Below are 25,501 nucleotides of genomic sequence, written 5' to 3'. Positions count from 1 at the left end.
AATTATTAAATTTAGAAGGGTACGAAAACAATTTTTTTGGTTTCAAAAAAGGGCTCTGAATAATATTTTGAAATAGGCACTTCTTGGTACATTCTTTTGATTTCAGCCATTTCGTCCTCCAAATCCCCACCTTTAAGTGCAATTATACCACTATTGTCATTGGGATTATCTGATTGTATTTTGGGATTTACCCAATGTATGAAGGCTTTCATTCTAGTGACCGCTCTGCTGACAACAAAATCATATTTCCCCTTAGTTTTTTCAGCTCTTTGGTGATAAGCATTTACATTTTCTAACCCAAGGGCATCGACAATGGCTTGCACAACTTTTATCTTTTTACCAATAGAATCCACTAAGGTAAATTGTGCATCTGGAAATAAAATAGCTAGTGGAATTCCCGGTAGTCCACCACCTGTTCCAACATCCAATATTTTTTTACCGGATAAATTCTGAAACTTAGCGATGGATAAGGCATGTAAAATATGCTTTTCATATATGTGATCAATGTCTTTTCTGGAAATCACATTGATTTTTTCATTCCATTCAGCATAAAGATTACCTAATTCTTGAAATTGTGCCTTTTGTTGGGCATTTAGCTCGGGAAAGTATTTTTCCACTATCGCACTACTATCCATTAGAATCGAGTTTCTTTACCTTGAATCAACTCTCGCATCAATTCCCTAGAGCGATGTAGTTGCGCTTTGATAGTCCCTAATGGCGCTTCCAATTCCGTGGCAATTTCTTCATAGGATAACTCTTGAAAATACCTCAGCTTCACCAGTCTTTGATATTTTGCTGGTAATTTATCCACGAACATTCGCATTAATTCAATTCGCTGTTCTTTAATGGCTAAATCTTGTGGAGTTAAATTCCCTTTGTCTTCCACATCTATTTCAACAGAATCACCATTATCATCTTTGTAGGAAGTATGAATGCTAATAGTCCTCAATTTCTTTTTTCGAATGAAATCAATTGCATTATTGGTGGCAATTCTAAATAACCAAGTACTGAAAGTATAATCTTTTTTGAATCGGTGAAGACTTTTAAAAGCCTTTGAAAATGCCTCTATGGTTAAATCCTCTGCATCATCCACATTCCTTACCATTTTCAACACCATATGATAAACAGGCTTTTTATATCTTTTCATCAGCTCTGCATAAGCCATTTGGTCTTTGGCTATCACCGCTTGATCAATTAATCTAAAATCCTTTAATGCCTTTTCTGAAAAACTTCTATTTTTATTTATTTCCATTTAAGATGCTTTGTTAGTGTAGCATAAATTCCCCAAATCCAATAATATCCTATAAATAGGATTTCTAAAACGGGTAAATTAAAATGCATAAATTTAATCCCAAACTTAATGCTAAGCTTATAAAACACGACATATTGTCCTATTAGATGCATTAAGAAAAGAAAACTTAAAATTAAACAATCACTCGGATTTCCCAACACACAAGTCAATATAAATAAAATCCATAACATACTTTGTGTGAAATGATACAATCCTAATCTAATCTTGTCTTTGGTTTTATAATATTTCCCGACCGATAAATGCCTTTTTTTTTGTTGAAAAAAGGAACTCCAGCTTTCCTTTGGGTTTGAGAACGTAAGACTTTCCGGATGCGTACAAATAGCAGTATTGTCTTTAGTTGAATGCCTATTTACCCACAAATCATCATCACCTCCCATAATTGATTTAAAGTTTTGGAATCCTCCAGTCTCATTAAAAAATGATTTTTTATAAGCTAAATTCCTTCCTACTCCCATATATGGAACGCCTTTAAAAGCAAACGACAAATAGAACAGGGCCGTCTGTAAAGTTTCATATCTGATGAATTGATTGAGCAATCCGGGTCTTTTTTTGTATAGTGAAGCCCCTAATACTATTTCAGTTGAATCACTAAATGAATGTGACATTCTGTCAACCCAGTAAGGAGAAGCTGGCTCACAGTCTGCATCACTTAGTAAGATAATATCATTTTTGGCCATTTCAATTCCTTTTGTGAGAGCGTATTTTTTAGGATTGTAATTATTAGGAGTTTGTGTGATATGGAAAGTCTTTAAATGCGGGTAAATATGTTCTTGATTCTTCAACCATTCTTTGCTTCCGTCATCAGATCGATCATTTATGATGATGACTTCATAATTATGATGTGCTTGATTGAGGATTTTAGGAAGATGGTTTTTGAGATTATATAATTCATTGTGAGCGCAAATAACAACAGAAACAGTTTTGTCTGAATTGATAGGATTGTGACTTTTATTTTTATGAAATACAAAAGCCAAAAAATAATTAGATTGGAAATAAGCTTGAATCAGGAAAAATGCAATATAAATGATGATTAAAATGTGGATTTGCTCCATAATGAAAAATGATTCAGCTTTTTGACAAAGATATTGGAAAATAAAAACTATAAATTCTATAGAAGCTATATTTTTGCATTCTTATGCAATTTACGATTTCAAATAAAGATAAAAATTCCAATGCCAGGGCAGGTGAGATGACCACTGCTCATGGCAATATTAAAACGCCTATTTTCATGCCGGTTGGTACTGCTGGTTCAGTTAAAGCAGTTCATCAACGGGAGTTGAAGGATGATATTCAAGCCCAAATTATTTTAGGCAATACCTATCATTTATATCTTAGACCTGGGCTAGAAGTGCTACAAAAAGCAGGTGGGCTTCATAAATTCAATGGTTGGGAAAAGCCGATTTTAACCGATAGCGGTGGTTATCAGGTTTATAGTTTATCTGGAACCAGAAAAATTAAAGAAGAAGGGGTTACATTCAAATCACATATTGACGGATCATCTCACATTTTCAGCCCGGAAGGTGTGATGGACATTCAGCGAAAGATTGGTGCCGATATCATAATGGCATTTGATGAATGTACTCCATATCCTTGTGACTATGAATATGCACGAAAATCAATGGACATGACCCACCGTTGGTTGGATAGATGCATAAAGCAATTTGATAAAACCGAGGGTCATTATGGGTATGAGCAGACTTTATTCCCTATAGTCCAAGGAAGTACTTATAAAGATTTAAGAAAACGTTCTGCAGAAGAAATAGCCTCCAAGGATAGAGAAGGGAATGCAATAGGAGGATTATCTGTAGGTGAGCCAGCAGAAGACATGTATGAGATGACAGAATTGGTTTGTGATATTCTTCCTCAGGACAAACCCCGTTATTTGATGGGAGTAGGGACTCCAGCTAATATTTTAGAATGTATTGCGTTGGGGATTGATATGTTTGATTGTGTGATGCCTACCCGTAATGCGAGAAATGGAATGTTATTTACAACTGAAGGTATTATTAATATGAGAAATAAAAAGTGGGAAGATGATTTTTCTGCTATTGACCCAGCTTTGGGTACTTATGTGGATACATTTTATACAAAAGCCTATTTAAGACATCTTATTCATTCAAAAGAAATTCTCGGAGCCCAAATTGCAAGCATTCATAATTTAACTTTTTATCTTTGGTTGGTTGAACAAGCTAGGGAACAAATAATATCTGGCACATTTTATGAATGGAAGGAGAAAATGGTCAAAAAATTAATGACCCGTCTTTAAATTGATATGAAGCTACTCGATAAATATATACTTAAAAAGTTCCTCTCCACTTTTATTTTCGTGGTGATCATTATTTTGGCCATAGTTACCGTTATTGACTATACTGAGAAAAATGATGATTTCATGGAACATAATTTAACTTTCCTTGAAATTTTGCCTTATTACGGTGCATTTATTCCCTGGATAGGTAATTTAATTACACCCATTACCATATTTATAGCGGCAGTTTTTGTTACCTCCAAAATGGCCGGTCACACGGAGATTGTGGCCATGTTGGCAAGTGGAATGAGTTTTAGAAGATTATTGGTTCCATATATGATTGGAGCAGGTTTGGTCGGGATTATGAGTTTTTACCTTAATGCTTATGTAATTCCGGATGCCAATAAAACCAGGATAGCATTTGAAACGGCTTACATTAAAAAGCCTTTTTATTTCACTGACCGAGATATTCATTTGAAAATTGCTCCTGAGACCTATGCCTATATGGAAAGCTACAATAATCAAAGGGATGTGGGGTATCGATTTACATTAGAACTTATTGAAGATAAAAATTTAAAAGAAAAATTAAGTGCTAGGAGAATTGAATGGGATTCAGCTAAAAGTAAATGGAAAGTTAAAGATTGGACTTTAAGAAAGTTTAATGGACTGGAAGAGACATATGAAGAAGGCAAGGAATTAGACACGACACTCAATATTACTCCAAAAGATTTTGGAAACACCTATGGTTTGCAAGAAACCCTCACTTTAACCGAACTTAATGATTATATTGATTTGCTTAAAGAGAGAGGTGCTGATAATGTGAAAATTTATTTGATTGAGCGTTATATTCGCTTTATGGCACCTTTTGCAGCTGTTATATTGACATTTATTGGCGTGGTGGTTTCTTCCAAAAAGAAAAGAGGTGGAACAGGATTTCAAATTGCTTTGGGTTTTGTGATTGCATTTATATTCATTATTTTCTTTATTTTGAGTAAAGCCATAGCCGAGAATTCCACCATGAATCCAATTTTGGCAGTTTGGTTACCAAATATTACCTTTAGTATAGTCGGTCTAATTCTTTACAAATTTGTACCACGATGACAAATGAGGTAAAAAATTATGTGCAGTTGCATTTTATAGTTCTGATCTGGGGACTAACCGCAATTCTGGGACTCCTCATAAATATATCTGCAGTAGCCGTAGTTTTTTACCGGACATCCTTTGCAACCATCATCCTTTTTTTTATTCTCTATTTTTGGAAGCTTAGTTTTAAAGTAGGATTTAAGGAATTTCTGAAAATATTAGGGGTTGGACTAATTATCGGACTTCATTGGATTCTGTTTTTTGCTGCGGCCCGTGTTTCCACAGCTTCCGTTTGTTTGGTGGGTATTGCCACTTGTTCATTTTGGACTAGCTTGATAGAACCTCTAATGAGCAGCAGAAAAATTAAAATTTATGAATTGGCTTTGGGAATACTTGTGGTGATTGGCTTGTATATTATTTTTAGCGTGGAATTTCAATATATTGAAGGTCTGATTATGTCGGTTTTATCGGCCATTTTAGCAAGTATATTTACGGTACTCAATGGAAAACTAACCCATCGACACAATCATTATGTCATAACTTTTTATGAAATGATGGGCGCATTTTTAGGGTCGATTCTTCTAATTCCATTTTACCTAGGATATTTCAATACAGAAATAATAGATTTTATTCCTAATCAATTCGATTGGCTTTACTTAATTATTTTGGCAGGAATTTGTACTGTGTTGGCCTTTTCTATGTCCGTAAAAGTGCAAAAAGTATTAAGCGCTTTTGTGGTAAACCTTACAGTAAACCTTGAACCGATCTATGGAATTATCTTAGCTTTTCTTATTTTTGGTGAGGAAGAGCAAATGAGCTTAGGCTTTTATATAGGTACAGCCATTATCCTACTGTCCGTGCTTTGCTACCCTGTGGTGAATAGAATAATGAAAAGGAGAGCGCTGCAAAGTGATATATTAAGATAATTCAATTTATGATGTTGAACTTGAGGGTATTAATTATATTTTTATTATTTCCATCTTTTGTCATTAATGCTCAAGATGATGACCTACTACAATCACCTGAATTGGTAGAAACCATGGTTGGTGAAGGGGTAATATTCTTAGTGAAGTACAATAAAGAAGACAATCCTAATCTTAAACTTACATGGAAGAGCGATATTCTGGATGCAAACTTTGACGATCAAGAGGGAGAGTTTTTCTGGGAAACATCCAATAATGATATCGGACTTCATTCATCATATTTTTATTTGAAAGACTCAGCAGATCAAATCATTTCTACTTCAAAAACCTTGATTAAAGTAAATGCCAGAGCTTCTGTTCCTATTATTGAAATGGAACCTGATTCCCTTGATAGTAGGGCTTTTATAAAATTACTACAAGGCGAAGAATACAATTTGGAATTTATTGCTTCGACAAGAAATAGCCGTAACACTGATGATGTAGTATTGACTTATATTTGGAATAATGATACGGACCTGACCACAATTGAACAAGCAGAAACTCGTGTAATTGGAAATAGACTTCTATTGGAGTGGATACCTAGCCAAAGCCAAGCCAGTAAGAAATATTTTGATTTGGATTTAATTGCCATTGATAATACAAATGCAGTCAACAGAAGAAAATTTAGATTTCAGATAATTGGTCAGGAATTACCTCCTCAGTTAAGGAATAATGTTAATGACACCTACATCATTACCGCAGATCAGGAATTGGATATTGATTTTTCAGTTTATGACCCTAATAATGATCCTATTGTCTATTCAGTTGACATTCCTGTAACTGTGGGTACACCTACAATTAATGAAAAAGGAATTTTTACATGGAAATTGAGCTCAATGGAAATGAGTAATATCAGTTCAATATTCCCTTTAAAAATTAAATTAAAAGCCGAGGAAGCAGAAGATTCCCAACATTATGTGGAAAAAGAGATAACCATTTTGAAAAGTGAGAAGAATGATCCTCCACTAATTACAAAACTGAGTAATTTAAGTGTCAGGGAAGGCTATGATATCAAAAGAAGAGTATTTGTTCGAGACAATAATCACCCAATTTCAGAATTAAAATATTCTTTGGAAAATGAACCGGACTGGCTTTATGTGCAGCAAGAAGGGGATAGGTTGTTTTTGATGAGTGATACTTTAGATTTCGATATTGTAAAAGCAGACGGAATACCGGTTCAATATGATGTTTTATTTACTGTAACCGATCCAGAAGGAGCAACAGATAGTAAATTCTTTAATGTAACAGTTAATGAAGGGGTGAATACAGATAAGCTTTACAACCAATTAATTGATTATCAAAAATCTACAGATGCTTTGCTGGTGGGTTTAAGAAAACAAATAAGAGAATTGGATTTAAGAGTGCAGCGGAATCAAAGACTCAAAAAAGGCTTACTATTCACTACCTTCTTCTTGGGTAGTTTTAGTGCCACTGGCGCTTTTTTTGAAGATCATACCATAGCTAATGAGGCCATTCCTTATGCTGGTGCACTTTTGGCGATCACAAGTAGTATCAATGCATTGGCCTTTAATCAAGAAAACAAAGTAATTAATTTAAAAGGACGTCTGGAAGATGTTGAAAAGTCCATTGTGCGGAACAAAAGTTATTTGGATACTTATTCTATAGAAGATGAAACAGACGATGAATTAAGGAATAACGAATTGGTTAATAGGGTTCAATCTTATCGTCAGGCCCTTATTGAGCAAAGAATTGAATTAAGAAGATTGGAAGATCAATATAGGGAATTAAATTATGTTCAGCGAAAAGTCAGAAAATTCAATAGAAAAGGAAAGGCAGAGAATTTAAGGTGGAATTTTATAGATAAGATTTAAAAGAAAATAAATCAATAATGATCTAAGAATAAAACCTAACTCACTTCATGTAAAAAATATATTATATTATAAGTTAAACATTATCAAGCACATACTATTTCGATAACTCACAAAAAAAAACAAAATGAAAAAGTTATTGAAATCAATTGTATTAAGTGTATTAGTTGTGGGTTTATTCTTTTCAGTGAAAGCACAGGACAAAAACATCGTTGAATTAGCAGCAGGAACCGAGTCTTTATCAACCTTAGTTACGGCTGTAAAAGCAGCTGGATTAGTAGAAACTTTAAGTGGAAATGGCCCCTTTACGGTTTTTGCTCCTACAAATGAAGCTTTTGAAGCTTTACCGGAAGGAACTCTAGAGTCCTTATTGAAGCCAGAAAATAAAGACCAATTAGTAGCAGTATTAACTTACCACGTTATTGGTGCAGAAGTGATGTCTTCTGATTTGAAAGAAGGACAAAAAGCCAAAACCGTTCAAGGTGAAGAAGTAACTATCAGCTTAAAATATGGTGCTTCAGTAAATGGAGCCAAAGTGGCAAAAGCGGATGTAAAAGCATCAAATGGAGTTGTTCACGTTATTGATAAAGTGATTTTACCTCCATCAATGAAATAATTTTATTCGATATTTGATTTGATTACTGAACCTCGGAATTATTTTCGAGGTTTTTTATTGAAATTTTATAGCTCAATGAGTTCATCGGCTTGGATTTTATTTAAATCAATAGATTTATCAAACAATCCAAAAATAGTTGAGCCACTTCCCGTCATGCTGGCATAAACTGCTCCATCATCGTAAAAGTTATTTTTAATTGCTTGTAATTCAGGATGTTTTCTGAAAATCCCTTTTTCGAAATCATTTTTTAAAATCATTTTCCATTCCTCAATAGGATGGTTTTCAATGGTTTCTTTTACGGATACGGAGGTTTCTGCTTTTAGTGGTATAATTCCATTATATGCTTCTGCTGTACTAATATGAATAGCAGGAAAAACTAATGCTAAATAATAGCCAGATAAATCAAGCTTGGAATCTTCAAATATTTCACCTCTTCCACTAACCAATTTTGGTTTATTCTCAATAAAAAATGGGCAGTCACTACCTAGTTTTAAGGCATATTCCTCTAATTTTTCTTTGGAAATATTGAGTTTAAAATAATCATTAAGCAAAGTCAGCATAAAGGCCCCGTCTGCGGAACCACCACCCATTCCGGCTCCCATGGGAATGTTTTTATGAAGGATAATTTCCACAGCCGGAATATCAAAATCTGCTTTAATCAAATGATAAGCTTTTATAACCAAATTATCCTCCGTATTCCCAGGAATTGGAATGCCCGTAGAGCTGAAATTTAGTTTTTTTGAAGAAATAATTTCCAATGCATCCTTCATTGGGATAGGATAGAAGCATGATTCAATATCATGATAGCCGTCAGCTCGTTTGGCGGTGATATTAAGTCCTAAATTAATTTTGGCATTGGGGAATGTTAGCATTTGTGGAAATTAAAGCCTGTCAGGTTTGATTAATTTATATGCTGGTCGGTGTGCCACCGACCAGGGAGTTCGCTCCATGGTTAGTGGCACACTAACCATTAATTCTCAAAACCTGACAGGGTTATATGTATTAAATGTATTATTTCATTTCCTCAATCAACTCTTCGGAAATACCCGTGAAAGAATAACCACCATCATGGAATAAATTCTGCATCGTCACTTTTTTAGTAAAGTCTGAGAACATCATGATGATATAATCAGCACATTCCTCTGCCGTTGCATTTCCTAATGGAGACATTTTTTCGGCAAAGTTGTAGAAAGAATCAAATCCGCTAATTCCTGAACCGGCTGTAGTAGGAGTAGGGGATTGAGAAATAGTATTTACTCTTACATTTTTCCTTTTTCCAAAATGATAACCATAACTACGAGCAATGGATTCTAATAATGCTTTAGCATCGGCCATATCATTATAAAAAGGGTAGGTACGCTGAGCTGCAATATAAGATAAACCTAAAATAGATCCGTATTCATTCATTACATCCATTTTATCAGCAGTTTGCATCATTTTATGAAAAGATATTGCTGAAATATCGTAGGTCTTTTGTAGCCAATCGTAGTTTAAGTCATTATAAGCTTTTCCTTTTCTCACATTTGGGCTCATGCCGATTGAATGTAAAAGGAAATCAAAATTACCCCCTAAAATTTCTTTTGATTCAGTATATAGTTTTGTGATATCATCAACTGAAGTAGCATCAGCTGGAATTACTTCGGTATTACATTCTTTAGCTAATTCTTGGATGCCTCCCATTCTTAAAGCTACTGGAGCATTTGTCAAAACAAATTGAGCACCTTGCTCTTTTGCTTTTAAAGCTACTTTCCAGGCAATAGAGTTTTCATCTAAAGCACCCGTGATAATTCCTTTTTTTCCTGCTAATAAGTTATTCGACATAGTTTTCTGTATTGTGTTTAGGCAAAAATATAAATTAATTATGATTATGACATAAGGAATCAAAATATAGTACTTAGAAGGCTTCTTCAAACCACAAAAACTGTTATTTATTCCTTGTATCGGACTTCCCCTCTGTATGATTATAGTAAATCCTTTGCGTAGGGTATGCGAAATCAATATCATCTTGTTCAGCAAAAGTATCGAGAATTTCTTCCCAAACTGCATTTTCTGTTACTCTTCTCTTTTTAGGTTCCGACAGAAATCTAATCGTAAGTTCAACACCACTGTCTTTCACAGAGGTATATATGATGGGAGTAAGGTTGCTGTAGAAAATCATAAATTTTTTAGAAGCTTCCAATAGTTTTCTTTTGGCAGTAAAAGATAATTCCTCTGCATGATTATTTATAATGTTCTCTAATAACTCCTTTGCTTTTCTCCAATTACTTTCAAAAGTGACCAAGACTGGCATTTCGAGCCAAATATGACTAAATCCTTGGTTATAGTTTGCTTGAGTTACTTTGAAAACCTCTCCGTTGGGGACATGAATAATTCTCCCTGTACTTTGATCAGCACCAACCCAATTTCCAATTTCATTTATTGTAAATTGGAAAAATCGAATATCAATTACATCTCCTGCAACATTTCCTATTTCTATGCGGTCTCCAACTTCAAAAGGTTTGCGTATGATGATAAAAAGCCAAGCTGCAACATTGACGATGGGTACTTGCAATGCAATGGCCAAACCGGCACTCACTAAACCTAGAAAAGTACCAATCGAATCAATTTTATCAATCCAAATATTAAGCAAGATGATTAGTAGTAAAATATAATAAATGTTTTTAACACCATTTTTCCATAGATATCGCTCCTTTGCATCGTGAAATCTTTTAAAGACTAATTTTAGAGCGGAAAAACGAAGAATAACTAAAACAATTATAGCTATTGCACTATATAGAATCTTGCTTTGAATATCAGGGTTAATATTCCAATATTCTTCAAAATATGAAATAATTTCTTCGGTCATTTTTTAATTGCTATGTTTATGCTTTGGGCTTCAATTTAATTAATTCTTTAATAAATATGCGAGTAATTGTAGTTTTGATTTTTCTTCTAGTTTCCAATAATTTGAAAGGACAATTATCTGGTTCTATATATGATAAAGCTAATGGAGAAAAACTATCTTATGTTAATATATGGTACTCTAATGATGAAGTCAGTTTAGGTACTACAGCAAATGAGGAAGGACGCTACAAATTTGATGAATTGGATACGAGTAGATTCTTAACCTTTAATAAGGTTGGGTATGAAGTAATTACATTAAAACCAGATTCTAATGTTTTTGATATTTACTTAAATAGGCTTAAAGAAAATCGGCAATTATTAACTGAGGAATTGCATGGGCCAAGAAGAGGAAGAATTGGTATTGATTTTGAAAATTTGACTTCAATTGCTTCACTAAGCACAACTAAATCTGAACCTATTATTAATGCGCAATATTTTGCAGCTGATGAATTTCACTCATATCAATTAGATAAAATTAATTTAAGCTTGAAAAATAGAATAAAGAGTTTAATAAATATTAGAATTTATGAAGCGACTGTGGATCAAAAACCAGGGAAATTGCTTTATTTTAACGATATTATTAGAACAATTAATGTTGGAAAAGAAGTTCATAAAATTAATGTGAAAGACTTGGATATTAGAATTCCTGAAAACGGATTTTTATCGGGATTGAAAAATTGATTATTGGGCAGAATAAAATCAGTTTAGAGGAAACAGATTTTAATACCAATCAAGAAGTAACAGTGAATGAATATTACCCCTCGATTAAATTATATAAAAATAATGGTCCAAATATTATATTTTCATATACCAACGGTGAGTGGCGAAAATGGAATAATTCTGATTTAAGTTTAGGCATAAATTTAACATTAAAAAGATGAATTAAAATGCTTTTTTCTCTTACTTTAAAATCTCTTCAATGCCAAATCACTCACATGATCTCCAATAGATAAGGAAGAAGTTGCCGCAGGCGAAGGTGCATTACAGACATTGATAGCATTACTTTCTTCCAAAATTAAGAAATCATCTATTAATCCTCCATTTCTGTCGCATGCTTGAGCACGAACGCCTGCTCCACCCGGAGTTAAATCACTTTCTGTAATATCAGGCAATAGTTTTTGAAGGGCGGTAGTAAAAGCTGATTTCGAAAAGGAGCGGTACATTTCTCCAAAGCCTGTTTTCCAGTATTTAGCTGCTACTTTTTGAAATCCGGGCCAAGCTAATGACTCACCTAATTCAACTAAATTAAATAATGATTTACGATAGCCTTCCCGCTTAAATGCCAATACTGCATTGGGTCCGGCTTCTATTCCTCCCTTGATCATTCTGGTGAAATGAACCCCCAAGAAAGGGAAATTTGGATCAGGCACAGGATAGACTAAATTCTTGATCAAATACTGTTTTGCGGGCTTAATCATAAAATATTCCCCCCGGAAAGGTATAATTTTTAAATCAAGCTTTTCAGAAGTTAGCTTAGCTATTTTATCAGAATATAAACCGGCACAATTCACCACTAATTTAGTTTCAAAACTACCTTTATTAGTAACAACTGTGGTTACTCCATTCTTTTCTTGAATGTTCGTGACTTTCTGACCTAAAGAGATTTCTCCTCCTAATTCCTGAAACTTTTCAGCATATTTTAAAGAAACAGCAGTATAGTCAATTATTCCAGTCTGTGGAACGTGAATGCCTGCAATTCCATTTACATAAGGCTCATGTTCTTTTACTTCCTCTTTAGTAAGCCTTTTTAAGTTCTTCAACCCATTTTGTGCCCCTCGCTCTTCAATCATAGAAAGAGTAGGGAGCTCGCTTTTATCTGTCGCGACTATCACTTTTCCGCACAACTCATAAGGAACATTTTCCTCATCACAGAATTTAATTAATTGATTATATCCATCTATGCAGTTTTTGGCTTTTAAACTGCCCGGCTTGTAATATACTCCTGAATGAATAACCCCACTATTATTACCGGTTTGATGCTGTGCTAATTGAGTTTCCTTCTCCAATAAAAGAACTGAAAGTTTAGCATTTTTCTGCTTAATTTTAAGGGCTGTAGCTAAACCCACTATTCCACCGCCAATTATAATGATATCCTGCATTTGAAACTTTGAATTGAAAAATCTCCTATCTTAAATCAAGATAGCTCGTCTGTTATATATTCTTTCAAAATTACAATATTTGCTTTAGTCTTCAATTAAAATTTATGGTATTATTTGAAATGTAAAGCTGAAATTATTGACTCAATAAAGAGATTTATGTTATGTTGTTCATATTTACAGATATCATAGTATTATATCGGACTTGGTAATTTTATAGTTTATATTAAGTAGTTACTAAAATTTTAAACTAAACTATATTAACTATGGCTAAATGTTTTGCACTTATGGGTTGGAGTTTACCTGTTATCGAAAGCATGCAAAAACTCAATAAACCTTATGTAGTGGTATCATTTCCTGATTTTGAGCAGTACGCAAAAGATAATGATATACCCTTTGTTTCTTACCAATTTGATGAGTGGAGCGATACTTCCAATTCATTAGATCTGCATGAAAAATTAGAACCCTTCAATGTAGATGTGGCAGTTCCATTATTTGAGGAAACTGTGGAATGGGCTGGAGCTCTAAATTCAATTTACAGAGATGATCCACGTGTACTAAATCGTGCATTTTTATTTAGAAATAAAGCCATGATGAAGCGAAAAGCTTTAATCGGAGGCCTAAGAGTTGGGTTATTTGAAGAGGTTTATAATAAAGAAGGGGTAAAAGCCTTTATGAAAAGGTTAAATCAAGCCAATCTACAAGTAGATGGTGAAGAGGATAGCTGGGTGCATATCAAACCTTTCGCTTCAGCTGGAACGGTAGGTCACAGATTACTTCGCTCCATGTCAGATATTGACGAGAAATGTGAGGAAGATGATTTTCCTTGTTTGGCAGAAAGCCACTTACCAGGACAAGAATTCTCTTGCGAAGCTTTTGTTCACGGAGGCAAAATCAGGTTCTTGAATATTACAGAATATGTGAAATTGGGCTATTCCAATTTTATACCGGAAGGAAATTTACTGCATACCAAGCGTGATCGTATCATGAAGGAAATGCAAAAACTGGTTGACCTTTTCGGTATTGAATATGGGATGATTCATCCAGAGTGGTTTTTGACTGAAGATGATACCTTAAGTTTTGGAGAGGTGGCTTGCAGAATTCCTGGTGGGCATATTTTGGAATTAGCTGGTAAAGCTTATGATTTCGATGCTTTAGGGGCATTTGTTTTATGCCATGATCCCAATTTATCAGAGGAGGAGTTAAATGAAATTTTGCCTCCTTTAGATGCAAGACCCAAAAACTTTTATGGAAATGTGATGATTTATCCGCATAAAAGTTCGATTTCCAAATTGGAAATTCCTGAAGAATTGAAAGAAGAACCATATTTTCTAGATCATAATTTGGTACCACCAATGAGTACACAAAAAATTAGTGACAGAGATGGTTTTGGGAACCATTTTGGTACCGTGAACTTTAAAGGGGAAGATCCTGATAGAATGACTGAATTATTATTACATTATGAAAATGTGGACTTCTATCATTAAGAATAAAATGTCTGTTACAAATTAAGTAACAAATATCTGACACAAGCGTCTGGCTTGTGACTATAGAATTAAAATTAGCGCAAGCCAAAACTTGTGCTAATTTTCTTTACTTTCATATTCTAAGCATTATTTGATGCGAAATTGAATATTATTAACGCTTGTCATTTTTTAATTTTGGCAATGAATCATATAAATTTTTAGAATACCATGTCGGATCAAACATTAATAGATAATAGTAACAACAAGCTTAATGAGCTTTTAGATGAATTTAAATCATCCACTCCTTTGACTAAAGGAGAAAAAGCCAATCGTTTGATGGGGCAAATTGATATCTTAGCCGATTCATTGGAAGGTATTAAATTGGTTTACAATCTTATTGGAGAATTATCAGAAGCTGGCATTTTCAATGATTCTCCTTGGGCTGACCCATCAAAATTAGTGGCCGGTTTAGTGAACGGTACTTTAAAAAGTGGACATCCCAATTCCACTATCGAAATTTTAAGTGAATTAAGATTATTGGCCATTGCTAAAGGTGATTATAAAACCGATGTTATATCCAAGGAAGAAGCAGAAGTTTTTATTCAGGAAGTAATCGTAGCTAATTTAGAGTTTGTTTTCAATGATCCTGTTGAAGAAACTCGTCTTACCATGAGCGAACATGAACTTCATAAAGTCCATAATCTTTTTAAATTTCTTTCTGAACACATTCATTTGGATGATGTAAAAGAAACTTTAGCAGAGGAGTTAACCCTAATCTGTGAACAACGACCAGTGGTTACAGAAAAGCAAAGAAAAATTATTGCTTTAGTAAAAGAAAAAATTGAATTAGACCCCAAAAAAGAAGGAGACCAGAAGCTATTGAGTTTTCAAAGATGTATTTATAGACCCACTAAAAATACAGATGAAAAAAATGTGACGGAATATCAGGCTTTATTAGAAAGTTTGAATAGCTCCGATTTATATGTAGAAGCCCAGGAAATGGGAGAGTCCATGTTAAAATATGGATTAGTAAGTCAATATCATGCAGTTCTCTTGCGATATCTAATTGACAGCGAATATTTTCAGACCGTTCCTGTTTGCTTAGGCTTAACTCCAGTGGGAGAAACTCGATGGAATGAACATACGGATTATTTGGCTGATCTAATCCTAAAGACCGCCCACATTTACAATGCACAATGTATTTATGGATTATCAAAGATGTTGGAGAATGGAACAATTGCTAGAGAATCGGTGAGATCGGGTTTATCCAATATCAGTGGAATCAAAATTCATCCAAAAGTGGAAGAAAGGATTTTAAAATCTACCCGAAATCCACATCAAGCCGTTAGTGCGCGTCAATATTTGATAGGCGCATTATTCCGTATTTTAGGCCAACCTTTAGGAGTCGGACAAGGAAACAATCCTACTTGCCAAAGTGCTAGGGGCATTAGTATGTGGAGTCAGCATGCACCAGCTAAATTGATAAATATGGTGCAAACCGCTGCAGTAACTGATGATATTACCTTTAGATTTGAAGGGCAGGAAATTAAAGCTTCCACAACAGGGCAAGGATTGGTTCAGAATTTAGATTACAATTTGGATGCAGTTTCTGTGACTTTGGTGCCTATGTTGGATCGTATCTATAATGAAATGATGATTAGAGGTTCAGGAAGGGCAGAAGATCCTCATAAATGGGTTAATCCTGCACTTTATGGGCAATGGATTCAAATCGGCTTTGCTTCTGCCTACGATTATTTTTCGAATGCCATCGTAGATTTTGATGGTTTTGTAAGAGTCTTCTATGCCATGTGTCATCCTTTATACAATGACGGACATAAATTGATTTATCCAAATCCTGTAGGCATTTTTATAACAAGTTCGAAAGGGGATATGTTAGGTTTTCATGCGGTATCTTTATTGAGAGTTGATAAAGATCCTAAAGGAAATTACAGGGCCTATTTTCTGAACCCAAATAATGAAGGAAGACAAGACTGGGGACAAAAAATAAAACCTTCGGTCTTTGTTAATGGCGAATATCATGGGGAATCATCACTTCCACTGCATGAATTTGCCGCTAGAACTTATGCTTTTCATTTTAATGATTTAGAGGCAGCGCAAATGATCGACAATGTGCCCTTGGAAGAAGTTGAAAAAGTTAAAAAATTAGCAAAAGATAGTTGGGGGAAATCATATACCTGGCTGGAAACAAAGAAAAAATGGTAAAACACTCTTCAAGAATAGAGCTGAAACAATCAGCCTTAAAAGCAAATATAAATTTCATTAGGAAAAAAATCGGAAAGGACGTGATCTTTTCTTCAGTAGTTAAAGCCAATGCTTATGGTCATGGTATTGAATCTTTCATACCTATGGCTGAAAAGGCAGGAGTCCATCACTTTTCGGTGGCTTCTTCCTTTGAAGCAGAAGAAGTTTTGAACGCCTGCAATGAAAAAAGCCAAATTATGATTATGGGGATTATTTATGAAGAGGATATTCCCTGGGCCATTGAAAATAATATTGAATTTTTTGTTTATAATTATGACCGTCTGCCAGTGGCTTTAGCGGCCGCAAAGAAAGTGGGTAAACCCGCCAGAGTACATATTGAGGTAGAAACCGGAGCTAATCGAACGGGTATGCCAAAAGAAGAATTTCCTAAGGCTTTAACATTTTTGAAGAAAAATAAGGAACATATAACTTTCCAGGGCTTATGTACGCATTTTGGCGGGGCAGAGAGTTTAGGTAATCAATTTAAAATTGACCGTCAAAAGGCAAAGTATAAAGATTTTTTGAAAGTTTGTAAAGAAAAGAAAATTGAACCTAATTTGAGACATATAGCCTGCTCTGCCGCAGCCTTGGCTATGCCTGATACCGTTTATGATTTAGTGAGGGTAGGGGTAGCACAATACGGGTTTTGGCCGAGCCCTGATATTTATTATCATCATTTAACGGAAACGGATAAAAAATCGGATGGTGCTTTAAAAAGAATTTTTAGCTGGAAAACAGATATCATGGATATTCGGGATGTTCCAGAAGGTGATTTTATTGGATATGGCACGGCATTTCAAGCCAGCCATAAAATGAAGATAGCGGTGATGCCATTAGGATATTCCAATGGTTATCCCAGAGCATTGTCGAATAGAGGATATGTATTGATTAGCGGAAAAAAAGCGCCCATAGTGGGTTTAATTAATATGAATCTTTTTATGGTGGATATTACCAATATCCCTGAAGCCAAAGTAGGAGATGAGGTAGTTTTGATTGGCAGACAAAAAAATAATGTGATTAATGTAAGTAGTTTTACAAATACAACTCAACTTTTAAATAATGAAATGCTAAGTAGGTTGCCCTCAGCCATACCAAGAACAATCGTAAAATAAGTATATAAACTGGAGAAATGGATTTTACAAAACACGAACAAACCGTCATTAATGAACTCGAAAAAAGGGCAGGGGATGTTTTGTATTTAAAGGATATTGCACCTTATTTCATTTCCAAAAGTTTATTGCAAATCTCAACCTATACGCAAACTTCCTACATTCAGGTGGGGGATAATATGCAAACTGCCTTGTCCGAGTATTTTCAGTTAGTGGTATTTCTAAAGAAAATGGAAAAAAACGGAGCTTGTTATTCCATTTCTTATACTCCCCTGGAAGATAACTCTATTCAAATTGGAAATACTGATTTTGAGGAATATCAACAAAATACCATAGCAGATGGAGATTTATTGATTCAATTATTCCATTTTGCAGCAAAGAAGTATGTTATGGTACCCAATATTTCAGAGCAATTCTATCAAAAACCTAAGCAGTCTAAAATTAATTTCATTATTCCTAGTATCATTTTAATGCTATTGTTTTTATTTATTGGTGCTATAGGTTATCAGTCCTATGAAGACCATAATAAACTAAAGTTAAAGCAAGAAGCTATAGGAGCTGATTTAGAAAAACAATCACTAAAAATCGGGTTATTATCTGATCAAATTCAAAGTCAGGGGAAAAAGCAAAATAAAATAAATAAGCAGCTAAAAGATGATTTTAATTTATTAAATACTGCATTAGAGGAACAGAATAAAAGCTTGAAAAATATTAGATTTTGGAACCAAAAACAATTCAATCAATTAGAAAAATTATTTTTAACTGTAAATCGAGATTCGATTGAATAAAAAAATAAAGTATTCAAAAATTGATTTAAAAGCATATTTTCATAAATTGCTATTTGAATTTAAACCAACTAACAAACTATGAAAGTATTAGAAAAATTAAAATCCCTTAGTCTGATTGCTTTAGCAGCAATTTTCTTCTTGTCAGCTACATTAATTTCATGTGGTGATAAAAAGAAAGAAGCTTCTTCTGATGATGAAGCAACAGAAGAAGTAATGGAAAAAGAGGAAAAGAAAAAAGATGAGCACCCATCCGATGGTGGTGATGAGCATCCTTCTGATGATGAAGGTTCAGAACATCCTAGTGAAGAGGAATCATCTGAAGAGGAACATCCTTCTGAGGAAGAAGGTGGAGAGCATCCTGAAAATTAATTAACGGATTACTCATTAAAAGAGCCCGAATTTCAAAAATTCGGGTTTTTTTAATGCCAATTTTTAAATCTCTTTTGTTTTTATCCTTTGAAAACTGAATTTAGCATTACTGACCTTGCTTTCCCCATCCACTTCAAAAATAGGATAAGCCATAAATTTCACTGGGCTAGATTGTGGAGATGGTTCAAATTGTAAATCTCTTCCCTTTGTAAACTCAATTCTGTTGGCGGGATGTCTCCCGAAATAATAAGTTGCTAAAGCAGTGTATTTATTACCTTCGCTAATATCAACGGGCCACCATTTATCTTCAGCGTAAAATTCTGCCCAGCAATGGTATCCATCAATGCCTCCTTCATCTCTATCGGAAGGGATACCTGCTCCAATGGCAAAACGAGCTGGAATATTGGCAGTTCTAGCCAGTGAAATAAATAATGAATGAAACTCAGTACAATTTCCGGTTTTGGAATCACAGGCGTAAACCGCATCACCTGTACCGTATTTTTCATTTTTGGCATATCGCATATTGTCAATGATATAATCATATATCGCCCTGGCTTGAATCAATTTACTATCATTTTCCTTTCCGGCTGTAGCTTCTGCTACTATTTCTTTAAATCGTTCATTTCCTACAGGCATCAATACATTTCCACTTAAATATTTATTGAGATCGACATTTTTCTCTGGATATGCACTTTTTTCCTTTCTTTTCACGTGGTAAGTTATTTTTATTGGCTTTTTACTATCCTCTTTATTTAAATTCAATAACAAAATTTTATTACCATACTCTTTTTCAGATAGCATTTGATCCTCACCATGAATTTCCATGCGCTTAATTTCAATATCCTGAAATTTATCCGATTGAGCTATGGGTATCCATACCTTGGCTTCCTTTTCAATTTTAGGTAAAGTGGTTTCATAATAAAACTCAAATTCATCTTCTCCTTCAATCACTCCTAATAACTCATTGGAGGCGGATTCAATCGGTACTCTATGCCATGTTTTATCTTCTTTTTGTTTCCAGCTGTAAAATGGCTTACCATTGAGTTTGTGAACCGTAGTTTCGGTAACATCCATAGCTCCTGGTTTTCCTTCCATAAAGAAATCCACATCATAAACATCTCCATTTTCATCGGCTAAATCTACGCAGGCAAAGTGGCGATTGGGACCAAGGTTCGATAAATATTCTGTATGCACACGAACAAGTTTCAACCTTAATTCCTTATTCTCATCTTTTACATGAAAATAGCCATCAGCTTCTTTGGTTTTATTGTCTATATAGGATTTAATTCCTGTCTCGATATCTGCTATATCAACTTTTGGAACTGGTTTAGATTTTTCTTCGCTTGCACTTTCTTTTTGCTCATTGGGTTGACAAGCCAATAGTAATATAGAAAAGATGAATAGGCGTGAGGTGTTTTTAATCATACAATCTATTTTTTATTTATATAAAATTAATAAATAATTTAGGTTCATTGAAACTTCTAATTTACTTAAATGTTTTGGTGATAATGGGTCAAGGAACAACTTAAATATTCAAGAGATAATTCAATTTTTATCTATTAACTCTACTTTGTCATATTCATAACTTTAAACAAAGCCGTGTGATATTATCTCCATAATAAACATAATAATTTAGATAAAAATCAATTGTTAATTATTTACAGGAATTTGCTCCATTGCATGTTCGGCAATAGCAGTAATGGACAAAGAAGGATTTACTCCTGGGTTGGCTGATATCATGGCGCCATCAATCACCATCATATTTTGATAGCCAAAAACTTTATTATTTTTATCAATAACTCCTTCCGAACTATTTTCTGCCATGACTGCTCCTCCCAAAATATGGGCGGTAGATGGTATTCCTGCCAATGTTTCTAATGCAAAAGTCGTGGGGTTCCCATTAATTATATTTGAATATTCTTTGGTAAGACTAGCTGATTCTGGGATGTCAGGACTTGGCGGTTTTCCCTTTCCTAATTTAGAAACCATTTGTCCAAACCAACCTCTTTTGAAATTAATAGTACTGTCCACAGACTGCATGAAAAGGAGAATTACAGTTTTTTTAGACCAGCTACTGAGCCAATAACTTTTGAAATATCGTAATGGTGATTTCAACGTCTTTATGATTGTATTGGCGATCCTTTTAAATATGGTATTGCCTTCAGATAATGGTAAATGCAAAAGCTTCCATGCACCAGAACCTTCCGAATAGCGGCAAACTTCTAAATGGGTATTTTCATCCACATGTAAAATACTTCCAATGGCGATGCCTTTTGATACATTGATGTCTTTCTTTAGACTGGAAACGCTGATCAGGGTTTCATTGTTGGTTCTGATTTCTTCACCAGTTTTTTCTGATAATAATGGTAAAGAACCAGTTTTTTTAAGCTTTAATAAAAGTTTAACCGTACCCATTACACCTCCAGAAAATACTATGCCTTTTGCACTAATCTTTTTCTTCTTTTTAATGAATTTTGTACTCGATTTAATTTCAACCTGATAGCCATCGGAACCATCTTTTTCACCTATTGGCATTACATCTATTACCTCTTGTTCTGCCAAAATTTTTGCACCTTCTTGCTGGGCTAAATAAAGGTAGTTTTTATCCAAAGTGTTTTTGGCATCGTATCTACAGCCTGTCATACATCCTCCGCAATGAATACAACCAGTTCTTTTAGGCCCTTTACCACCAAAATAAGGGTCATCTACCTCTACACCTGCTTCACCAAAATAGACTGCTACTTTTGTGGGTTCGAATTGATGGCTGATATTTCTTTCTTGAGCTAATTTTTTAAGGGCTAAATCTCCATCGAATAATTCTGGATTTGGTGTGGCACCTAACATTTTATAGGCTAATGTATAATAGGGTTTCAATACATTTTCCCAGTCATTGAGTTTAGCCCAAGTCCCTGTCTTGTAAAAAGTAGATTTGGGAATGGGTAATGTATTTGCATATACTAAAGATCCTCCTCCTACTCCAGTTCCTGACAGTATTGCTACATGTCTGAAAACTGTAAGTTTCATGATTCCGAAAAAGCGGATGGCCGGCATCCAGAACCATTTTCTAAAATTCCAGTTAGTTTTAGCGAAATCCTTTGATTGATACCATTTGCCTTTCTCTATTACTAATACCTTATAGCCTTTTTCCGAAAGCCTGAGTGCGCTTACGGATCCCCCAAAACCACTTCCTATTATAATGTAATCATAATCTAAATCCATTCTATCCATTAATTAATATACAATATATTCATAAATTGATAAGAAGTAATGGAACCTTAAAATTTTGTTATAGAATGAAATTGAATAGCCCTTAGCGTAAAACTTTCTAAGGGTTTTGTCTTTTATTTTAGCTTTTATAATCTAATGCTGTTCTATAATGTCAATAGCCTTATTTAATTTCTTATCTAAACTCCAAACCGCATAATCATTTTTCAATGCAGCAACCAGTAGATAGGTATCAATTAAACCTACACCAGCATTATAAAGCTTATATTCATGAGAAAGTTTACCAGCTTCAATAAACAAATCCTCTTCATTTAATTTAGGTAAACTCTCCCAAAAACCCATGATGATTTCATGTTCTCTTTTATTTTTTACCCCTTGCAGTAATTCACCAAAAACAGCACTAATGGCCACTACATGTTTATCTTTCAGATATTTGGGTAAGACATTGCGATAATGTTCGTTTCCCTTTAAATATTCAATCCAAACAGAAGTGTCCACTATAATCATCTATTTCTGTTTATTTTGCGAATACCTTCTGCTGTATAGTTTTTGTTCCAAGCTATAGGCTCTTCATTAACTCGATTGATAAGATCATCAACCTTTTTTTCATTAAGATACTCTTTAAGTGCAATTATCAGACTTTCAGTAATGTTTTTACCACCACTTTTAGCTTTCACTTTTTCAATTAGTTCATCTGGAATTAAGGCTGTTACTTTCATATTTTTATTATTGTTTGATTCAATAGCAAATATACGATAATCTATCGTATATTAAAAATGTTGTAAGTATTGAAATATGAAAGAAACCTGTCAGGTTTTTAAAAATTAAAGAAGTAAAATATTAACATTATTTTATCATTAATTTAATGTGCAAACCTGACAGGTTTTGGTAAATGCAAAAATCAGAAATAAAAGAATCAGTTACTTTTTACCTTTAAGCTTATCCAATTCCTTTTGCAGTTTTTCCTTTTCCTCTTGGGCTTTTTTAAGTTCGGTAATATCCTTTGAAACAGTTGAAACACCAATTACCTGTCCTTTATCATCAAGAATAGGTTCACATCGAGTTTCTATGGTTAAGTTCCCCGTTTTTAGTTCTCTTTCTTCTTCGATTCTTAATTTTTCACCTGCAAGTGCTTTATCGTAACGGGCTTTCCATTTTTCCAATTGGTCTTCAGGAAGAATACTTAAAATGCTCAAGCCAGGTTTTAGATCAACCCCTGACTCTTTGAACCTATTTTTGAGCACATCATTTACTACTAGGATTTCATAATTGGTATTGATTGCAAAATAGGTGTCTTCAGTATTGTTGATCATGCCATTCAATACAAATTCCCTCTGCGCTAATTTTTTAGCGTTTTCTTCCCTTTGCATTTCCATTTGTTTCTCTTTGGTAATATCCCGAGAGAATACTGAAGCACCCGTTATGGTGCCATCTTTTTGTTTGATAGGATGTATGTCATAATGACGATAAGAATCTTCTCCTTTAACACTACTTTTAATAGTAAACGAAAGAAATTCACCTTTGAAAACACGATCATAATAGCCTTTCCATTCATCTCTTACATCACCTAGCATTTCAAGCGCATTGCTACCTTCCTTCATTTTTTCATACTGCGTGCCTTTATATCTATTTTTGATGACATCATTCATCAAAATGATTTTATAATCAGTATCGATTAAAATAATAGAATCAGTAGTGTTGTTGATTAATGCGTTAAGGTTAGCCTCTTTTTCAGCCATTTCGGTTTGAGCCCTGCCCATTTCTTCCTGGGTGGCTTCCATCTCCTCCATATTTTGACGCATTTCCTCTTCCTGCGAACGCATTTGCTCAGTCATCTCTTGAGATTCAGCTAAAAGCTTTTTAGTGCGTTCATTGGTTTTTGTGCTGGCAATGGTAGAGGCAATATTTTCCCCTAATTTTTCTACAAAATCAATTTTATAGGGAGGAATTTCTTGTATGGAGGCTATTTCCACAACTCCCTTGGTTTCATCGTTGATTTTAAGCGGAACAATCAAAACACATCTAGGTAGTGTGTCCCCCAATCCCGACTTTATTTCTACATAATCTTCGGGAACTTCCGTTAAATACAGTTTATCACCTTCTTGCACAGATTGTCCAACTAATCCTTCGCCTATGGAAATTTCCTTCTTAATCCTTTTTCTTCTTTCATAAGCATAGGCTGATTCCAAGATGATTTTAACCTCTTCGTTTTCATCTTCAGGCTCTGTTAATACAAATAAAGCGCCTTGGTTGGCTTCCATGAATTTCACCAAATTGGAGATGATTTGGTAAGATAGTTCTTCAATATTATCATTATTATTTCTCAGGATATCCGCAAATTTCGCCAAGCCTTCATTGACCCAACTACGCTCTTTATCTGCTTTGGCAGATTCCTGCATCTTTCCTCTCATTTGAAGTAGGGAAGTAGCTAATGAATTATCATGGTTTTCATCTAATCCTTGGTATTCTGCGTCAAGTTTGCCTTCTCCAATTTTGGTGGTAAAATCAGTGGCATTTTTTAATATTTCTGCCATTGAGTTTATATTCTGAGCTATATAGCCCAATTCATTTTTACTATTATACTCAATCTTTTTGCTTAAATTTCCTTTGGCTAATTCCCTTGTTGATAATGATATTTTATAAATAGGATTGAGAATTAAATATTTTACTATCCAATAAATAAACGAACTCAATAATAAAATATAAACAAATAGAAGAATAGTGTAGAAAGTCTCATTCTTTTCTTCTTCCTTATTTACTCTTTCTACTAAATTTTCAACCTTTCCTAACTCTTTTATGAATAACGAGTATTTTTTCTCGAGTTCTGAACGTGCATCATCAATAGAATTTTCACCATCTTGAATTTTATAGAGTTCTTCTTTTAAAGGGCTCCAATATTTTATTAAATCTTCAACTGCCGACTTAATCTCAGCTTGCGTTTTTACTTCAATTTTATCAGTGCCCAATTGCCCACCTTTGGTATAGGCAAACAATATTCTTTCTACCTCCCTGATATTTGAACTGATATTTTCTTTATTTTCAGCCAAATATTGGGGTGCCAACGGAAGACTTATATTATCTAAATTCCCTAGTGTTTTGGTTCTCAATAAGCTTTGTTGATTTACACCCGTGTGAGATATTACCAAATAAATAGCGATGGCCAGAAGTAAAATGCCCAAGCCCATTGAATAGGCTAAATTTCTAATTTTCCAGTCGTACAATTTTCTTCTCCAATTTGCCATGATAAACTGTTAAT

General features: G+C 34.1%; 23 protein-coding genes. 11 read left to right on the top strand and 12 right to left on the bottom strand.

From position 1 onward, the window contains the following. Positions 1-11: 11 nt before the first annotated feature. Genes rsmG through ACFE0M_RS15100 form a run of 3 tightly spaced genes read right to left on the bottom strand, consistent with a single transcriptional unit; the run spans position 12 to position 2,364 of the window. Positions 12-635: a 16S rRNA (guanine(527)-N(7))-methyltransferase RsmG gene (gene rsmG / locus ACFE0M_RS15110; RefSeq protein WP_434546616.1), complete on the bottom strand. Its 624-nt coding sequence runs from the start codon at positions 633-635 to the stop codon at positions 12-14. Further along, positions 635-1,252: an RNA polymerase sigma factor gene (locus tag ACFE0M_RS15105; RefSeq protein WP_434546615.1), complete on the bottom strand. Its 618-nt coding sequence runs from the start codon at positions 1,250-1,252 to the stop codon at positions 635-637. Before ACFE0M_RS15105 ends, rsmG begins: the two co-directional genes overlap by 1 nt. Continuing rightward, positions 1,243-2,364: a glycosyltransferase gene (locus ACFE0M_RS15100; RefSeq protein ID WP_434546614.1), complete on the bottom strand. Its 1,122-nt coding sequence runs from the start codon at positions 2,362-2,364 to the stop codon at positions 1,243-1,245. Before ACFE0M_RS15100 ends, ACFE0M_RS15105 begins: the two co-directional genes overlap by 10 nt. An 83-nt stretch (positions 2,365-2,447) precedes the next feature. On the opposite strand from ACFE0M_RS15100, the gene tgt reads away from it, so the two are divergent. The 5 genes from tgt (at position 2,448) to ACFE0M_RS15075 (ending at position 8,047) form a co-directional block, all read left to right on the top strand. After that, a complete protein-coding gene (gene tgt / locus ACFE0M_RS15095) occupies positions 2,448-3,578 on the top strand; it encodes a tRNA guanosine(34) transglycosylase Tgt (RefSeq protein WP_434546613.1) in 1,131 nt (376 codons plus the stop codon). Between the two features lie 6 nt (positions 3,579-3,584). After that, the gene (locus tag ACFE0M_RS15090) at positions 3,585-4,658 is read left to right on the top strand and encodes an LptF/LptG family permease (protein WP_434546612.1); all 1,074 of its coding nucleotides are present in this window, start codon (positions 3,585-3,587) and stop codon (positions 4,656-4,658) included. Further along, complete coding sequence (locus tag ACFE0M_RS15085) at positions 4,655-5,566, top strand: DMT family transporter (RefSeq protein WP_434546611.1); 912 nt, start codon at positions 4,655-4,657, stop codon at positions 5,564-5,566. Before ACFE0M_RS15090 ends, ACFE0M_RS15085 begins: the two co-directional genes overlap by 4 nt. 8 nt (positions 5,567-5,574) lie before the next feature. Further along, positions 5,575-7,434, top strand: a complete 1,860-nt coding sequence (locus ACFE0M_RS15080) for a hypothetical protein (protein WP_434546610.1) — start codon at positions 5,575-5,577, stop codon at positions 7,432-7,434. 124 nt (positions 7,435-7,558) lie between these two features. Next, positions 7,559-8,047 (top strand): fasciclin domain-containing protein, encoded by a 489-nt coding sequence (locus ACFE0M_RS15075; RefSeq protein WP_434546609.1) that lies wholly within the window; start codon positions 7,559-7,561, stop codon positions 8,045-8,047. A 65-nt stretch (positions 8,048-8,112) separates the two neighbouring features. Here the strand turns inward: ACFE0M_RS15075 and ispE are convergent, their stop codons facing one another. The 3 genes from ispE to ACFE0M_RS15060 form a co-directional block, all read right to left on the bottom strand. After that, complete coding sequence (ispE, locus tag ACFE0M_RS15070; protein ID WP_434546608.1) at positions 8,113-8,919, bottom strand: 4-(cytidine 5'-diphospho)-2-C-methyl-D-erythritol kinase; 807 nt, start codon at positions 8,917-8,919, stop codon at positions 8,113-8,115. A gap of 139 nt (positions 8,920-9,058) precedes the next feature. Next, positions 9,059-9,868 carry an enoyl-ACP reductase FabI gene (locus tag ACFE0M_RS15065; protein WP_434546607.1) on the bottom strand — a complete coding sequence of 270 codons (810 nt, stop codon included), beginning with the start codon at positions 9,866-9,868 and terminating at the stop codon, positions 9,059-9,061. 103 nt (positions 9,869-9,971) lie between these two features. Then, positions 9,972-10,892, bottom strand: coding sequence for a mechanosensitive ion channel family protein (locus tag ACFE0M_RS15060; RefSeq protein WP_434546606.1), 921 nt, complete (start codon positions 10,890-10,892; stop codon positions 9,972-9,974). 56 nt (positions 10,893-10,948) lie between these two features. On the opposite strand from ACFE0M_RS15060, the gene ACFE0M_RS15055 reads away from it, so the two are divergent. Next, positions 10,949-11,611 carry a carboxypeptidase-like regulatory domain-containing protein gene (locus ACFE0M_RS15055; RefSeq protein WP_434546605.1) on the top strand — a complete coding sequence of 221 codons (663 nt, stop codon included), beginning with the start codon at positions 10,949-10,951 and terminating at the stop codon, positions 11,609-11,611. 224 nt (positions 11,612-11,835) lie between these two features. Here the strand turns inward: ACFE0M_RS15055 and lhgO are convergent, their stop codons facing one another. Next, the gene (gene lhgO, locus ACFE0M_RS15050; protein WP_434546604.1) at positions 11,836-13,029 is read right to left on the bottom strand and encodes an L-2-hydroxyglutarate oxidase; all 1,194 of its coding nucleotides are present in this window, start codon (positions 13,027-13,029) and stop codon (positions 11,836-11,838) included. Positions 13,030-13,292: 263 nt separating this feature from the next. On the opposite strand from lhgO, the gene ACFE0M_RS15045 reads away from it, so the two are divergent. From ACFE0M_RS15045 to ACFE0M_RS15025, 5 genes are all read left to right on the top strand, one after another. Further along, a complete protein-coding gene (locus ACFE0M_RS15045) occupies positions 13,293-14,513 on the top strand; it encodes an ATP-grasp domain-containing protein (protein ID WP_434546603.1) in 1,221 nt (406 codons plus the stop codon). Between the two features lie 207 nt (positions 14,514-14,720). Continuing rightward, complete coding sequence (locus ACFE0M_RS15040; protein WP_434546602.1) at positions 14,721-16,715, top strand: hypothetical protein; 1,995 nt, start codon at positions 14,721-14,723, stop codon at positions 16,713-16,715. Next, complete coding sequence (gene alr / locus ACFE0M_RS15035; protein WP_434546601.1) at positions 16,709-17,866, top strand: alanine racemase; 1,158 nt, start codon at positions 16,709-16,711, stop codon at positions 17,864-17,866. Before ACFE0M_RS15040 ends, alr begins: the two co-directional genes overlap by 7 nt. A 17-nt stretch (positions 17,867-17,883) precedes the next feature. After that, entirely contained in the window at positions 17,884-18,651 is a 768-nt protein-coding gene (locus tag ACFE0M_RS15030) for a hypothetical protein (RefSeq protein WP_434546600.1), read from the top strand. A gap of 78 nt (positions 18,652-18,729) precedes the next feature. Next, complete coding sequence (locus tag ACFE0M_RS15025) at positions 18,730-19,020, top strand: hypothetical protein (RefSeq protein ID WP_434546599.1); 291 nt, start codon at positions 18,730-18,732, stop codon at positions 19,018-19,020. 63 nt (positions 19,021-19,083) lie between these two features. On the opposite strand, the gene ACFE0M_RS15020 is transcribed toward ACFE0M_RS15025, so the two are convergent. The 5 genes from ACFE0M_RS15020 to ACFE0M_RS15000 form a co-directional block, all read right to left on the bottom strand. Next, positions 19,084-20,445: a transglutaminase-like domain-containing protein gene (locus ACFE0M_RS15020; RefSeq protein WP_434546598.1), complete on the bottom strand. Its 1,362-nt coding sequence runs from the start codon at positions 20,443-20,445 to the stop codon at positions 19,084-19,086. 225 nt (positions 20,446-20,670) lie between these two features. Next, complete coding sequence (locus ACFE0M_RS15015; RefSeq protein ID WP_434546597.1) at positions 20,671-22,239, bottom strand: GMC oxidoreductase; 1,569 nt, start codon at positions 22,237-22,239, stop codon at positions 20,671-20,673. 141 nt (positions 22,240-22,380) lie between these two features. Continuing rightward, positions 22,381-22,752 (bottom strand): PIN domain-containing protein, encoded by a 372-nt coding sequence (locus ACFE0M_RS15010; RefSeq protein ID WP_434546596.1) that lies wholly within the window; start codon positions 22,750-22,752, stop codon positions 22,381-22,383. After that, positions 22,749-22,964 (bottom strand): DUF2191 domain-containing protein, encoded by a 216-nt coding sequence (locus ACFE0M_RS15005; protein WP_434546595.1) that lies wholly within the window; start codon positions 22,962-22,964, stop codon positions 22,749-22,751. The genes ACFE0M_RS15010 and ACFE0M_RS15005 overlap by 4 nt, the downstream gene beginning before the upstream one ends. Positions 22,965-23,165: 201 nt before the next feature. Beyond that, positions 23,166-25,487 carry a PAS domain S-box protein gene (locus ACFE0M_RS15000; RefSeq protein ID WP_434546594.1) on the bottom strand — a complete coding sequence of 774 codons (2,322 nt, stop codon included), beginning with the start codon at positions 25,485-25,487 and terminating at the stop codon, positions 23,166-23,168. Between the last annotated feature and the right edge of the window lie 14 nt (positions 25,488-25,501).

The organism is Marivirga sp. (assembly GCF_051117495.1).
Classification (GTDB): Bacteria; Bacteroidota; Bacteroidia; order Cytophagales; family Cyclobacteriaceae; genus Marivirga.
This window is presented reverse-complemented; position numbering and strand designations above follow the sequence as displayed.